Here is a 13,779-nt window from a genome sequence, read left to right on the forward strand (position 1 = left end):
CATGCTGGACCACCGCCTCACCCCAGAGCACGAAGAACTCCGGCGCACCGTCGAGGAGTTCGCCCATGACGTGATCGCCCCGAAGATCGGGGAGTTCTACGAGCACCACGAGTTCCCCTACGAGATCGTCCGCGACATGGGCCGCATGGGCCTGTTCGGGCTGCCGTTCCCCGAGGAGTACGGCGGGATGGGCGGCGACTACCTGGCCCTGGGCATCGTCCTGGAGGAGCTGGCCCGCGTCGACTCCTCGGTGGCGATCACCCTGGAGGCGGGCGTCTCCCTCGGCGCCATGCCGATCTACCACTTCGGGACCGAGGAGCAGAAGCGGGAGTGGCTGCCCCGGCTGTGCTCCGGCGAGATACTGGGCGGCTTCGGGCTGACGGAGCCCGACTGCGGCTCGGACGCCGGCGGCACCCGCACCACCGCCCGGCTGGACGAGGCCACGGACGAGTGGGTCATCAACGGCACCAAGTGCTTCATCACCAACTCGGGCACCGACATCACCGCCCTGGTCACCGTCACCGCGGTCACCGGCCGCACCGCGGAGGGCAAGCCGCTGATCTCCTCGATCATCGTGCCGTCCGGCACGCCCGGCTTCACGGTCGCGGCCCCCTACTCCAAGGTCGGCTGGAACGCCTCGGACACCCGCGAGCTGTCCTTCTCCGACGTCCGGGTGCCGCGCGCCAACCTGCTGGGCGAGGAGGGCCGCGGGTACGCCCAGTTCCTGCGCATCCTCGACGAGGGCCGGATCGCCATCTCGGCGCTGGCGACGGGCCTCGCACAGGGCTGCGTCGACGAGTCGCTGGCGTACGCGAAGGAGCGGCGCGCCTTCGGCCGGCCGATCGGCGCCAACCAGGCCATCCAGTTCAAGATCGCGGACATGGAGATGCGGGCCCACACCGCCCGGCTCGCCTGGCGCGACGCGGCGTCCCGGCTGGTGCACGGCGAGCCCTTCAAGAAGCAGGCGGCGCTGGCCAAGCTCTACTCGTCGGAGATCGCGGTGGACAACGCCCGGGAGGCCACCCAGATCCACGGCGGCTACGGCTTTATGAACGAGTACCCGGTGGCCCGTATGTGGCGCGACGCCAAGATCCTGGAGATCGGCGAGGGCACCAGCGAGGTCCAGCGGATGCTGATCGCCCGGGAGCTGGGGCTCGCGGGCTGACCCGCGCGGCGGGCCGGACGAATCGGAGGTCACCCCTCCGTCCGGCCTGCCGCAACCCCCTTCCGGCCTGCGAGAATTCACCCATGGCAGAGATCTTCCAGAAGGACGGCACCTGGACCTTCGACGGCAGCGCGATACGCGTCGTGCCGGGCGGGGAGCGCGGGGTGCACCTGGTCCGCCGGACGCTGGGTGAACTGACCGTGCCGCTGGAGGCCGTGGCCGGCATCGCCTTCGAGCCGGGCCGCAAGAACGGCCGGCTGCGGCTGCGGCTGCGCGAGGGGGCCGACCCCCTCTCCCAGGTCACCCGCGGCCGGATGTCCGACGCGATCGACCCGTACCAGCTGCGGACCGAACCGGACCGGTCCGGGGTCGCCGAGTATTTCGCGGAAGAGGTGCGCACCGCCCTGCTGCTGGAACAGGTGCCGGACGGGCCCGCCGACCGCTACCTGCTGTCCGGCCCGGCCGTCCCGATGGCGGTCGGCGCCGGGGACGGCACCGCCTCCTTCGACGGCGAGCGCGTCCGCCTGGACTGGAACTGGGTCACCGACGAGGGCAAGGCCTCGGGCGGCCCGCGCGAGCTCGCGCTGTCCGACATCCGCGCCGTGGAGTGGCTGCCGAGCATCGGCCTGGAGAACGGCTATCTGCGGTTCGTCGTCCCCGGCGCGCCCGCGAAGGGAGCCGCCAAGTACGACCCGAACGCCATCGAGCTCTTCGGCTTCAAGAAGGACGGGCTGATGGCCCTGCTGGGCGCCGCCGTCGCGGCCCGCCTGCCGCACCCGTCCGCCCCGGCCCACGAGACGCCCGCGCCTCCCGCGCTCCCCCGGGCGGCGGCCGATACCTCCCCCGCCTCCCCCGCGGACCCGGCCGACGATCACGACACCCTGCTCCGCCGGCTCCGCGAGCTGGGCGAGCTCCACCGGTCGGGGATCCTCACCGACGAGGAGTTCACCGCGGCGAAACAGGCGATTCTCCAGCGTTTCTAGGCAAAACGATCATCGATTCGCATCCTTCCTGCCCGAAATCGGGCAGGATTCTTGCGAAACACTCCGATACCCCTCAGTATCAACGGGTGCTCGAACGCCGTACGTCCCATGACGACCTGGTGGATCACCTGGTGCGCAGCACGCCGCTCCAGCGCGGCGAGGCCGCCCGGGTGGTCCTGGACGTCCTGGCGTACTTCGACGAGACGACCGAGGAGTTCGTCCGCCGCCGCCACCGTGAGCTCCAGTCCGGCGGCCTGGCCAACGCGGAGATCTTCGAGCGGATCGCGGCCGAGCTGCCGCACCGCGCGGTCGCACCGCCCCGGCTCTCGCTGCGCCAGCTCCGGCGCATCGTCTACGGCTGAGGCACCGGCGCCGGGACGGCGTCCACGGCGGAACGGCGGCTGCTGCCGCCCGCGGGCATCATCGATCGTTTGTCTGGGAGGGTCATCACCATGTGCGGAATCGTCGGTTACATCGGCAAGCGGGACGTCGCCCCGCTGCTGCTGGAGGGGCTCCAGCGCCTGGAGTACCGCGGCTACGACTCGGCCGGCATCGCCCTGCACGCGAGCGGCAAGGCCGGCGGCCTGAAGACCGCCAAGGCCAAGGGCCGCGTCCGTGAGCTGGAGGCCCGGCTGCCCAAGCGCTTCAACGGCACCACCGGCATCGCGCACACCCGCTGGGCCACCCACGGCGCCCCCAACGACGTCAACGCGCACCCGCACGTGGACGCCGAGGAGAAGGTCGCGGTCGTCCACAACGGCATCATCGACAACGCCTCCGAGCTGCGCGCCAAGCTGACCGCCGACGGCGTGACGTTCCTCTCCGACACCGACACCGAGGTGCTCGCCCACCTCATCGGGCGCTCGCAGGCCGCCACCCTGGAGGAGAAGGTCCGCGAGGCCGTCCGGCACATCGAGGGCACATACGGCATCGCCGTGCTGCACGCCGACTTCCCCGACCGCATCGTCGTCGCCCGCAACGGCTCGCCGGTCGTCCTCGGCATAGGCGAGAAGGAGATGTTCGTCTCCTCCGACGTCGCCGCGCTGGTCAGCCACACCCGTCAGGTCGTCACCCTGGACGACGGCGAGATGGCCACCCTCAAGGCGGACGACTACCGCACCTACACCACCGAGGGCTCCACCACCTCGTCGCAGCCCACCACCGTGGAGTGGGAGGCCGAGTCGTACGACATGGGCGGCCACGACACGTATATGCACAAGGAGATCCACGAGCAGGCCGACGCCGTGGACCGCGCGCTGCGCGGCCGCATCGACGACCGCTTCTCCACCGTGCACCTGGGCGGCCTCAACCTCGACGCCCGCGACGCCCGCGCCGTGCGCCGGGTGAAGATCCTGGGCTGCGGCACCTCGTACCACGCCGGTCAGATCGGCGCCCAGATGATCGAGGAGTTGGCCCGCATCCCCGCCGATGCCGAGCCCGCCTCCGAGTTCCGCTACCGCAACCCGGTCGTGGACCCCGACACCCTCTACATCGCGGTGTCCCAGTCCGGCGAGACCTACGACGTCCTCGCCGCCGTCCAGGAGCTCAAGCGCAAGGGCGCCCGCGTCCTCGGCCTGGTCAACGTGGTCGGCTCCGCGATCGCCCGCGAGACCGACGGCGGCATCTACGTGCACGCCGGTCCCGAGGTCTGCGTCGTCTCCACCAAGTGCTTCACCAACATGGTGGTCTCCTTCGGCCTGCTCGCCCTGCACCTGGGCCGCACCCGCGACCTGTCCGTCGCCGACGGCAAGCGGATCATCGCGGGCCTGCGCAGGCTGCCCGGCCAGATCGAGGAGATCCTGGCGAACGAGGCGCAGATCGAGAAGCTGGCGGGCGAGTACGCCGACGCCAAGTCGATGATGTTCATCGGCCGCGTCCGGGGCTACCCGGTGGCCCGCGAGGCCTCGCTCAAGCTGAAGGAGGTCTCGTACATCCACGCCGAGGCCTACCCGGCGTCGGAGCTCAAGCACGGCCCGCTGGCCCTGATCGAGCCCGCCATGCCGACCGTCGCGATCGTCCCCGACGACGAGCTGCTGGAGAAGAACCGCGCCGCGCTGGAGGAGATCAAGGCCCGCAGCGGCCGTATCCTCGCCGTCGCGCACCAGGAGCAGGAGAAGGCCGACCACACGATCGTGGTGCCGAAGAACGAGGACGAGCTGGACCCGATCCTCATGGGCATCCCGCTCCAGCTCCTCGCGTACTACACGGCCAAGGCGATGGGCCGCGACATCGACAAGCCGCGCAACCTCGCCAAGTCGGTCACGGTCGAGTAGTCCTCCGGGCCGACGGTCTCCCGGCGACGACGGCTCTCCCCGCACGTGTCACCCGCGTGCGGGGAGAGCCGTTTTCCGGTGCCGGCGTCGCCCTCGCGCCGGCGGCGGTGCCACCGGTCCCCGGGAGCCGTCACCTCCCGCCCGGCGGCACGTCACTCACCGGTGTGATACCCGGAGCGGAAGCCCTGTGCACATGTGTTCGCGGGGAGATGGCGCCAAAAGCTCCGCGGGCAGCGGAAGTTGATCCTTCGGACGGCAGACGCGGGCGCGGCAGACGCGGGCGCCCGCCACGGGGTGACGGGCGCTGCGGAACGACGGGCGCTACGGGATGACGAACGTTTACGGGATCACGACGACGGGCCGCTGCGCCCGGCGGGCCAGCCGCCCGGCCACCGAGCCGAAGATCCGGCCCACGATCCCATGGGTGGACCCCACCACGATGGCGTCGGCCGCGTACTCCCGCCCGACCTCCTCCAGCTCATGGCAGATGTCGCCGCCCCGCTCGACGAGGATCCAGGGCACCTCGGAGAGGTGGTCGGCACAGGCCAGCTCCAGGCCCAGAACCTCGGTGCGGTGATCGGGGACGTCCACGAAGACCGGCGGCTCGCAGCCCGCCCAGACGGTCGTCGGCAGCCGGTTGGCCACATGGACGATGATCAGGCCCGAGCCGGAGCGCCGGGCCATGCCGATTGCATAAGCAAGCGCCCGTTCGCTCGACATGGAGCCGTCGAATCCCACCACGACGCCGTGCCGGAACGCGGGATCGCAGGAGTGACGTGGTTCTTCCACCGCTTCGGGAAGCGCCGTCTGATCGGCGATCCGCTTGCGGTCCGCGGGTTCGGAGAATTCGTGACCGGCCATCGGTGTCTCGGCGAAGGAAGTCCTCTTGCGGAGGGTCGGCGGTGGGCTGGTGGGACATTTCCCGCCGTACAGGACACCGCGCGGGCGCATGGATGTCAGTACGGCGACAAAAATCCGTCCGGGATTCATCTTTTCAAGGACTTACCCCCCAGGGTACGGCCCCATGCGCCGGGTGCCCAGAGGCCGGCCCGCCGAACGGGGCCGGAAGACGCCGGCGGTCACCGGCCGGTGCGGTCCGGCCCCTGCGGGCGGACGTCCGGACGACGGGTGCGGCACGCGGTGTCCCCTCGACGGGTGTGGCGGCTGACGGGTGAGCGTTCCCCGGAGCATGCACGAGGGCAGCCCCCAGCGCAATGCCCCGTGTGTTCCCGCCTACCCGCTCCGTGTGTTCCCGCCCGCCCGCTCCGGCTGTTCCCGCCCGGCCGCCCGGCGGGCCCCGCTCCCGCCCGTCCGGCGAGTGACCCACACGCCCGGCCCGCGTTGTACTACCGCCAGCAGCCGCCATCAGGGAGCCGCTCCAGTGCCCGGAACCCACGAGGACGCCCACGCCGCCGACACCGACCGGGAATCGCCCGATCCGGTGAGCGACGTGGTGCGCTGGGCGGCGTTCAGCTGCGCCCTGGTCCCCGTCGTGCTGCTGATGTGCGGTCAGTCCTTCGGCGGCGCGGCCGGCAGCGCCGCCGGCCTCGTGGCGGTCACCTGTGCCTGCCGCGCCCTGCTCCGCCGCTCCGAGCGCACTCCCGACGAACGTCCCGGCCGGGGCGTCAGGGCCCTCGAAGGAGCCGTCGAACCGGTCTCCCCCCATCGCGGCCGGCACGGCCGTACGGGCACCGGTACGCACCGCGGCTCCCGCCATCCGGGCACCAGTACGCACGTCGACTGATTTTTTGTACGACGACACCCGTAGGTTTTCGGCCAACTTCAGGCCGAAGGCCTTCGCTTGGCCTGACCAGCCCCCAACAGCCGGGCGACCAGCAAGGAAGGGACCGCTGAGGGCGGTTGATCCCTACGGCGATGGGGCAGTGGCGAGAGGCGTACTTTTCAGCGGGGCCTGCAAGTGCAACGCTTCGTGATCGAACGCTTCGCGCCAAGTTGTCATGTCGACATAGAGCCGGATGGTGAACTGGTCACCGCGACTTCATCCGACACAGTAGATTCGATCTTGGCCATGACCGGCGGGGGAACCGTTCAGGACCGAGGGGAAACGTGCAGGACCGAGAGGACTCGACCGCCGAGGGGGGCTTAGCGCCATGAGCCAGGACTCCACGACCGTACCGGAGACCGTGCGCAAGCTCTCCGGACGCCGCCGCCGGGAGATCGTCGCCGTACTGCTCTTCAGCGGCGGCCCGATCTTCGAAAGCTCCATTCCGCTCTCCGTATTCGGGATCGACCGGCAGGACGCCGGGGTCCCCCGTTATCGCCTGCTCGTCTGCGCGGGCGAAGATGTGCCATTGCGAACGACCGGCGGCCTGGAACTGACCGCACCGTACGGCCTGGAGGCACTCTCCAGGGCCGGCACCGTCGTCGTACCGGCCTGGCGGTCCATCACCCAGCCACCGCCACCGGCCGCTCTCGACGCACTGCGCCGGGCCCACGAGGAGGGCGCCCGCATCGTCGGGCTGTGCACCGGGGCCTTCGTACTGGCCGCCGCGGGGCTGCTCGACGGCAGACCCGCCACCACCCACTGGATGTACGCGCCGACGCTCGCCAAGCGCTATCCCTCGGTCCATGTGGACCCGCGGGAGCTCTTCGTGGACGACGGTGACGTCCTGACCTCCGCGGGCACCGCCGCGGGCATCGATCTGTGCCTGCACATCGTCCGCACCGACCACGGCGCGGACGCCGCCGGGGCGCTCGCCCGACGCCTCGTCGTACCACCGCGCCGCAGTGGCGGGCAGGAGCGCTATCTCGACCGGTCTTTACCGGAGGAGATCGGCGCCGACCCGCTCGCCGAGGTCGTCGCCTGGGCGCTGGAGCATCTCCACGAGCAGTTCGATGTGGAGACCCTGGCCGCCCGCGCCTATATGAGCCGCCGCACCTTCGACCGCAGGTTCCGTTCGCTCACCGGCAGCGCACCGCTCCAGTGGCTGATCACCCAGCGGGTGCTCCAGGCGCAGCGGCTGCTGGAGACCTCGGACTACTCCGTGGACGAGGTCGCCGGACGCTGTGGTTTCCGTTCTCCCGTCGCCCTGCGCGGCCACTTCCGGCGGCAGCTGGGGTCCTCCCCGGCCGCCTACCGGGCGGCCTACCGGGCGCGGCGGCCGCAGGGCGGTCCCGACGGCCGGCCGGACCGCCCCGAGCGGCCCGACCGGGACGGACGGGGCGACCGCTTCGGCGGTCCCGAGCCGGTGGAACCCCGGTCCGGGGAACCGTCGGTCGTGGGCCTCAGACGCACGGCCCTGGCCGCCGCCCATGCCGCGCCCGGTCCGCTCGGCGGTCCGGCGCACCACGGGCACGGCGGGCATCCCGGGCACGGGATGTCCCTCGGGCACGGACCGGGGAATCCCGGGTTCGGCCACGGCCCGGGCGCCGTGGAACCGGGCAAGCCGGAGTCCGACCTGTACAGCCCGCACCTGCCCGGCCAGCGGGAACGCCCCGTAGGGTGACGTCCATGAACGATCGCATGGTGTGGATCGACTGCGAGATGACCGGGCTCTCGCTGTCGACCGACGCGCTCATCGAGGTGGCCGCCCTGGTCACCGACTCCGAGCTGAACATCCTCGGCGACGGTGTGGACATCGTCGTCCGGCCGCCCGCCGAGGCCCTGACCACCATGCCCGAGGTGGTGCGCCAGATGCACACGGCCTCCGGGCTGCTCGACGAGCTGGACGGCGGGACGACGCTCCAGGAAGCGGAGCGGCAGGTCCTGGCGTACATCCGTGAGTACGTCCCGGAGCCGGGCAAGGCCCCGCTGTGCGGAAACTCGGTCGGCACCGACCGCGGCTTCCTGCTGCGGGACATGCCGGAGCTGGAGAAGCACCTGCACTACCGCATCGTCGACGTCTCGTCGGTGAAGGAGCTGTCCCGGCGCTGGTTCCCGCGGGCCTACTTCGCCAGCCCGAAGAAGACCGGCAACCACCGGGCCCTCTCCGACATCCGCGAGTCGATCGCCGAGCTCCGCTACTACCGCGAGGCGATCTTCGTGCCGCAGCCCGGCCCGGACTCCGACACGGCGAAGACGATCGCGGCCAAGCACGTCCTTCCTGCTCAGCCATAGTTCCGTCCCTGGTTCGGATGGAGTGACGCAGCTCGCTCCCGGCCCGGCGAAAGCCGGGAGCGAGCACCCCTCCGGACCCTGTACACTTTTTCTCGGCCGGTGGGAAACACGGAAACGAACGCCGGACGTGGTGGGTATAGCTCAGCTGGTAGAGCACCTGGTTGTGGTCCAGGATGTCGCGGGTTCGAGTCCCGTTACTCACCCTCAGAGGTGAAGGCCCTGATCTGGGAAACCAGATCGGGGCCTTCGTCGTTTCCGCCCCCATGGGCACCACCGGTTCCACCCGACGGGCCGTCAGCCCCGCCGCGACACGCCGAACGATCGTCCCTTCCTCGGTCGCCCTCAGAACCCGTCACGCACCGCATCCTTGACACTACGCCAGGTTGCGGCGAGTCTCGGGGCTGTTCCGAAGCCCCAATGCTCCACGCCGCCGCGCCCCTTGGGCGGGCCGGCGCGTCAGAAGGCATCACGAGACACCAGGACGCTTCAGGAGGAGCGCATGCGGAGGGCACGGGCGGCACTGGCGGCCGGGGTCCTCCTGTGCGCGGCGCTCACCGGCTGCACGGCGGACGACGGTGCCGGGCGGACCACGCTCTCCGTCGGCACCTTCGGGGTCTTCGGCTACCGGCAGGCCGGTCTCTACGCGGAGTACGAGCGGCTGCACCCGGAGATCCGGATCAAGGAGAGCGTGATCGAGCGGAACGACACCTACTTCCCGCAGTTCCTGACGCACCTGGTGACCGGCAGCGGTCTGGCGGACGTCCAGGCCGTCGAGGTCGGCACCGTCCACGACCTGGCGGCGGGCCAGGGCCACCGGCTGGAGGACCTGTCCCGGGCGCCGGGCGTGCGCCGGCAGGACTGGCTCGGGTGGAAGTGGGCGCAGGCCACCACCGCCGACGGCCGGACGGTCGGGCTCGGCACGGACATCGGGCCGATCGCCGTCTGCTACCGCAAGGACCTCTTCCGCCGGGCCGGACTGCCCACCGGCCGGGAGGCCGTCGGCCGGCTGTGGGCCGGCGACTGGCGGAAGTACCTGGACGTCGGCCGGGCCTACCGGAAGCGGGCCCCGGAGGGGACGGTCTTCACCGACTCGGCGGCCGGGGTCTACAACGCCGCGATCCACGGCCATCCGGAGCGCTACTACGACCGGGCCGGCCGCCGGCTCTGGACCGGCGGCCCGGCCGTCCGGGAGGCGTGGGACCTGGCGGTGCGGGCGGCGCGCGAGGGGCTGACCGCGCGGCTGAAGCAGTTCGAGAAGCCCTGGGACCAGGCGTACGCGAACGGCCGCTTCGCGACCGTCGCCTGTCCGCCGTGGATGCTCGGCTACATCAAGGAGAAGTCGGGGGACGCGGCCCGGGGGCAGTGGGACGTGGCGACGGCACCCCGGCCCGCCAGCTGGGGCGGCTCCTTCCTCACCGTGCCGAAGGCGGCCCGGCACCGGGCGGCCGCCGTGGCACTCGCGGCCTGGCTGACGGCGCCCGAGCAGCAGGCCAAGCTCTTCGCGCGGCAGTCGAGCTTCCCCTCCACCCCGGCCTCGTACGGCATGCCGGAGCTCAGGAACGCGCGGAACCCCTACTTCGGCGGGGCCCCGGTCGGGGAGATCTTCGCCCGGGCGGCCCGGGGCGCTCCGACGCTGGTGATCGGGGACCGGGAGCAGCAGATCGGTACCGCCTTCACGGACGTCGGCATCCCCCAGGTCGAACAGCAGGGCAGGGCTCCGGAGGCGGCCTGGAAGGCGGCGCAGAAGGAGATCCGGAACGCGGTGGACGAATGACGGCCGCGCCGCCCGCCACCACCGTCGGCGACCCGGCCACCGGGCCGGAGCCGGGCCCGGGCCGGAGGCCCCGCCCGCCCGGGCCCCGCTCCGCCTGGCGGACCCGCCGCCACCGGTGGGACGTGCGCTGGAGCCCGTACGCCTTCGTGGCGCCGTTCTTCCTCTTCTTCGCCGCATTCGGGATCTTCCCCCTCCTCTGGACCGGCTGGGCGTCGCTCCACCGGCTGGAGCTCACGGACCCGGACCGCATGGAGTGGACCGGGCTGCACAACTACGTCCGGCTGCTGGACGACGAGTTCTTCTGGAACGCCCTGCGCAACACCGTCACCATCGGGATCCTCTCGACCGTCCCCCAGCTCCTCATGGCCCTCGGCCTGGCCCATCTGCTGCACCACCGGATGCGGGCGGCGACCTTCTGGCGCGTCGCGCTGCTCACCCCGTACGCCACCTCGGTCGCGGCGGCCACGCTCGTCTTCGTCCTCCTCTACGGCCGCGACTACGGGATGATCAACTGGGCGCTGGGGCTGGTCGGTGCCGACCCGGTGGACTGGCAGAACGGCACCTGGAGCGCGCAGCTGGCCGTCTCGTCGATCGTGGTCTGGCGGTGGACGGGCTACAACGCGCTGATCTATCTGGCGGCCATGCAGGCGATCCCGGACGAGCTGTACGAGTCGGCGGCGCTGGACGGCGCCTCGCGCTTCCGGCAGTTCCGGCACGTCACCGTCCCGTCGCTGCGGCCGACGATCCTCTTCACGGTCGTCGTCTCGACGATCGGGGCCACGCAACTGTTCGGCGAGCCACTGCTGTTCGGCGGGGCGGCCGGGCAGAAGGGCGGGGCCTCGCACCAGTTCCAGACCCTGGGTCTCTATCTGTACGAACAGGGCTGGTTCAGCTTCCACTTGGGTCGCGCGTCCGCCGTGGCCTGGGCCATGTTCCTGATCCTGCTGCTGGTCGCCGCCGTGGGCGGGCTGCTCGCCCGCCGGCTGCGCGCGGACCGGTGAGGAGCCGCCGTGACGACCACCGTGAGGCCCGACGGGGAGGTACCCGTACCCGTCCCTGTACTGTCGGCGGCCCGCCCGGTCCCGCGTCCGGGCCGCCGCCGGGGCGCCCGACGGCAACTGCGCGCCGGGCCCGTCGCGTACGCCGTGCTCGTGCTCTTCACCGCGGGCTCGGTCCTGCCCCTGGTGTGGACGGCCGTGGCCGCCTCGCGCGACAACACCCGGCTGGCGCACACGCCCCCGCCGCTCTGGTTCGGCGGCAACCTGCCGCGCAACCTCGGCGCGGCGTGGACCGACGCCAACCTGGGCCTGGCCCTGCTGAACACGACGCTGGTCGCCGGGAGCGTCGCCCTGGGCACGGTGTTCTTCTGCACGCTGGCCGGGTTCGCCTTCGCCAAGCTGCGGTTCCGGGGGAAGAACGTGCTGCTGACGCTGACCGTCGGCACGATGATGGTGCCCGCGCAGCTCTCCGTCGTCCCCCTCTTCATGCTGATCGCCGAGCTGGGCTGGACCGACCGGCTCCAGACGGTGGTACTGCCCACCCTGGTCAGCGCGTTCGGCGTGTTCTTCATGCGGCAGTACCTCGTGGAGGCGCTGCCCACCGAGCTGATCGAGGCCGCCCGCGTCGACGGCGCGAACAGCCTGCGCGTCGTACGGCACGTGGTCGTTCCGGTCGCGCGGCCCGCGATGGCCGTGCTGGGCATGCTCTCCTTCGTCCAGGCCTGGAACGACTTCTTCTGGCCGGTCATCGCGCTGACCCAGGACAACCCGACCGTCCAGGTGGCCCTCACCGGCCTCGGCCGCGGCTACGTCCCCGACCAGGCCGTCGTCATGGCCGGGGCACTGCTCGGCACCCTGCCGCTGCTGCTGGTCCTCGCCCTCTTCGGCCGGCACATCGTCGGCGGCATCATGCGCGGCGCGGTGAAGGGCTGACGCCGGCCCGTGCGACCCTCCCATCCACCTCTCCTCCCCCTGGAGCGCTTCCATGCCCACCTCCTTCCCGCCCGGTTTCGTCTGGGGTGCCGCGACCGCCGCGTACCAGGTGGAGGGGGCGGTCCACGAGGACGGCCGCACCCCCTCCATCTGGGACACCTTCTGCCGCACGCCCGGCAAGGTCCTGAACGGTGACACCGGCGACACGGCCACCGACCACTACCACCGCCGCGCCGAGGACGTGCGCCTGATGTCCGAACTCGGCCTCGGCGCCTATCGCTTCTCCGTCTCCTGGCCCCGCGTCCAGCCCACCGGCAAGGGCGCCGCCTCCCGGAGCGGCCTCGACTTCTACCGCCGCCTCGTCGACGACCTCCTCGCCCACGGCATCAAGCCCGTGCTCACCCTCTACCACTGGGACCTCCCCCAGGAGCTGGAGACGGCGGGCGGCTGGCCCGCCCGCGACACCGCCCACCGCTTCGCCGACTACGCCGAGCTCGTCGCCCGGGCCCTGGGCGACCGCGTCGACTCCTGGGCCACCCTCAACGAGCCCTGGTGCAGCGCCTTCCTCGGCTACGCGGCCGGTATCCACGCCCCGGGCCGCACCGACGACGCCGCCGCCCTGCGCGCCGCCCACCACCTCAACCTCGCCCACGGCCTCGGCGCCCGGGCGCTCCGCGCCACCCTGCCGAGAGGCGCGCGGATCGCCGTCGTCCTCAACCCGAACGCCGTCCGCGCCCGCACCACGTCACCCGGCGACCTCGACGCCCAGCGGCGCATCGACGCCCTCTCCACCCGTATCTTCACCGGCCCCATGCTCCGCGGCGCGTACCCCGCCGACCTGATCGCCGACACCGCCGGGATCACGGACTGGTCCTTCGTCCACGACGGCGACACCTCCGTCATCAAGCACCCCCTCGACTGGCTGGGCATCAACTACTACGCACCCTCAGTGGTATCAGCCACCACTGACAACCACCCCTCACCTGCACCTTCCCCCTACCCCGGCGCCCAGTCCGTCACCTTCCACCAGCCCCCCGGCCCCCGCACCGCCATGGACTGGACCGTCGACCCCACCGGCCTCCACGACCTCCTCATGCGCTTCACCCACGAGGCGCCCGGTCTGCCCCTCGCCGTCTCCGAGAACGGCGCCGCCTATGACGACACGGTCGATGCGCGGGGGGCCGTGCGCGATCCCGATCGCATCGCTTATCTGCACGGCCACTTCGACGCCGTGCTGCGAGCGCTGGGGGACGGTGCGGATGTGTGGGGGTACTTCGTGTGGTCACTGATGGACAACTTCGAGTGGGCGTACGGGTACAGCAAGCGGTTCGGGATCGTGTACGTGGATTACTCGACGCTGGCGCGGACGCCGAAGGCCAGCGCCGGGTGGTACCGGGATGTGATCCGGGCGGGGCGGGTGCTGCCGGTGCCCACGGGGTGAGTTTGCCCCGGTCCCGCCCTTTCACCGTTTCTTGCGGGGGCAAGCCCCCGCACCCCCTGAGCGCGCCTGCGGCGCGCGTCCTCAATCGCCGGACGGGCTGTCTCAGCCCGTCCGGCGTTTGAGGACAACCGCGC

General features: G+C 71.6%; 12 protein-coding genes and 1 tRNA gene. 12 read left to right on the forward strand and 1 reads right to left on the reverse strand.

Annotated elements, in window-relative coordinates:
• The first annotated feature begins 4 nt into the window (after positions 1-4).
• The 4 genes from HN013_RS12725 (at position 5) to glmS (ending at position 4,421) form a co-directional block, all read left to right on the forward strand.
• Positions 5-1,165, forward strand: coding sequence for an acyl-CoA dehydrogenase family protein (locus HN013_RS12725; protein ID WP_171166283.1), 1,161 nt, complete (start codon positions 5-7; stop codon positions 1,163-1,165).
• An 83-nt stretch (positions 1,166-1,248) separates the two neighbouring features.
• Positions 1,249-2,148: a DUF4429 domain-containing protein gene (locus HN013_RS12730; protein WP_171166199.1), complete on the forward strand. Its 900-nt coding sequence runs from the start codon at positions 1,249-1,251 to the stop codon at positions 2,146-2,148.
• A gap of 86 nt (positions 2,149-2,234) precedes the next feature.
• Positions 2,235-2,510 carry a hypothetical protein gene (locus HN013_RS12735; protein ID WP_171166200.1) on the forward strand — a complete coding sequence of 92 codons (276 nt, stop codon included), beginning with the start codon at positions 2,235-2,237 and terminating at the stop codon, positions 2,508-2,510.
• A 90-nt stretch (positions 2,511-2,600) separates the two neighbouring features.
• Positions 2,601-4,421, forward strand: a complete 1,821-nt coding sequence (glmS, locus tag HN013_RS12740; protein WP_171166201.1) for a glutamine--fructose-6-phosphate transaminase (isomerizing) — start codon at positions 2,601-2,603, stop codon at positions 4,419-4,421.
• A gap of 339 nt (positions 4,422-4,760) precedes the next feature.
• Here the strand turns inward: glmS and HN013_RS12745 are convergent, their stop codons facing one another.
• Positions 4,761-5,282, reverse strand: a complete 522-nt coding sequence (locus HN013_RS12745) for a universal stress protein (RefSeq protein ID WP_171166202.1) — start codon at positions 5,280-5,282, stop codon at positions 4,761-4,763.
• Positions 5,283-5,802: 520 nt separating this feature from the next.
• Between HN013_RS12745 and HN013_RS12750 the strand changes: the two genes are divergently transcribed.
• The 8 genes from HN013_RS12750 (at position 5,803) to HN013_RS12785 (ending at position 13,645) form a co-directional block, all read left to right on the forward strand.
• Positions 5,803-6,165 (forward strand): hypothetical protein, encoded by a 363-nt coding sequence (locus HN013_RS12750; protein ID WP_312018588.1) that lies wholly within the window; start codon positions 5,803-5,805, stop codon positions 6,163-6,165.
• Between the two features lie 367 nt (positions 6,166-6,532).
• The gene (locus HN013_RS12755) at positions 6,533-7,888 is read left to right on the forward strand and encodes a GlxA family transcriptional regulator (protein WP_249374978.1); all 1,356 of its coding nucleotides are present in this window, start codon (positions 6,533-6,535) and stop codon (positions 7,886-7,888) included.
• A 5-nt stretch (positions 7,889-7,893) separates the two neighbouring features.
• Complete coding sequence (gene orn, locus HN013_RS12760; protein ID WP_171166203.1) at positions 7,894-8,499, forward strand: oligoribonuclease; 606 nt, start codon at positions 7,894-7,896, stop codon at positions 8,497-8,499.
• 130 nt (positions 8,500-8,629) lie between these two features.
• A tRNA-His gene (locus HN013_RS12765) sits at positions 8,630-8,702 on the forward strand.
• A gap of 296 nt (positions 8,703-8,998) precedes the next feature.
• Positions 8,999-10,273 (forward strand): ABC transporter substrate-binding protein, encoded by a 1,275-nt coding sequence (locus HN013_RS12770; RefSeq protein ID WP_171166204.1) that lies wholly within the window; start codon positions 8,999-9,001, stop codon positions 10,271-10,273.
• Positions 10,270-11,274 carry a carbohydrate ABC transporter permease gene (locus HN013_RS12775; RefSeq protein WP_171166205.1) on the forward strand — a complete coding sequence of 335 codons (1,005 nt, stop codon included), beginning with the start codon at positions 10,270-10,272 and terminating at the stop codon, positions 11,272-11,274. The genes HN013_RS12770 and HN013_RS12775 overlap by 4 nt, the downstream gene beginning before the upstream one ends.
• 9 nt (positions 11,275-11,283) lie before the next feature.
• Complete coding sequence (locus HN013_RS12780) at positions 11,284-12,204, forward strand: carbohydrate ABC transporter permease (RefSeq protein ID WP_398979429.1); 921 nt, start codon at positions 11,284-11,286, stop codon at positions 12,202-12,204.
• Positions 12,205-12,256: 52 nt separating this feature from the next.
• Entirely contained in the window at positions 12,257-13,645 is a 1,389-nt protein-coding gene (locus HN013_RS12785; RefSeq protein WP_171166206.1) for a GH1 family beta-glucosidase, read from the forward strand.
• The last annotated feature ends 134 nt before the right edge of the window (positions 13,646-13,779 follow it).

Origin of the sequence: Streptomyces sp. I05A-00742 (genome assembly GCF_013055795.1) — a bacterium.
GTDB lineage: Bacteria > Actinomycetota > Actinomycetes > Streptomycetales > Streptomycetaceae > Streptomyces.

Excerpts from the sequence above, each read along its gene's own strand:
- HN013_RS12730 (WP_171166199.1), top strand. The coding sequence starts at position 1,249 with ATGGCAGAGATCTTCCAGAAGGACGGCACCTGGACCTTCGACGGCAGC.
- glmS (WP_171166201.1), top strand. The coding sequence starts at position 2,601 with ATGTGCGGAATCGTCGGTTACATCGGCAAGCGGGACGTCGCCCCGCTG.
- HN013_RS12745 (WP_171166202.1), bottom strand. The coding sequence starts at position 5,282 with ATGGCCGGTCACGAATTCTCCGAACCCGCGGACCGCAAGCGGATCGCC.
- HN013_RS12755 (WP_249374978.1), top strand. The coding sequence starts at position 6,533 with ATGAGCCAGGACTCCACGACCGTACCGGAGACCGTGCGCAAGCTCTCC.
- orn (WP_171166203.1), top strand. The coding sequence starts at position 7,894 with ATGAACGATCGCATGGTGTGGATCGACTGCGAGATGACCGGGCTCTCG.
- HN013_RS12770 (WP_171166204.1), top strand. The coding sequence starts at position 8,999 with ATGCGGAGGGCACGGGCGGCACTGGCGGCCGGGGTCCTCCTGTGCGCG.
- HN013_RS12775 (WP_171166205.1), top strand. The coding sequence starts at position 10,270 with ATGACGGCCGCGCCGCCCGCCACCACCGTCGGCGACCCGGCCACCGGG.
- HN013_RS12785 (WP_171166206.1), top strand. The coding sequence starts at position 12,257 with ATGCCCACCTCCTTCCCGCCCGGTTTCGTCTGGGGTGCCGCGACCGCC.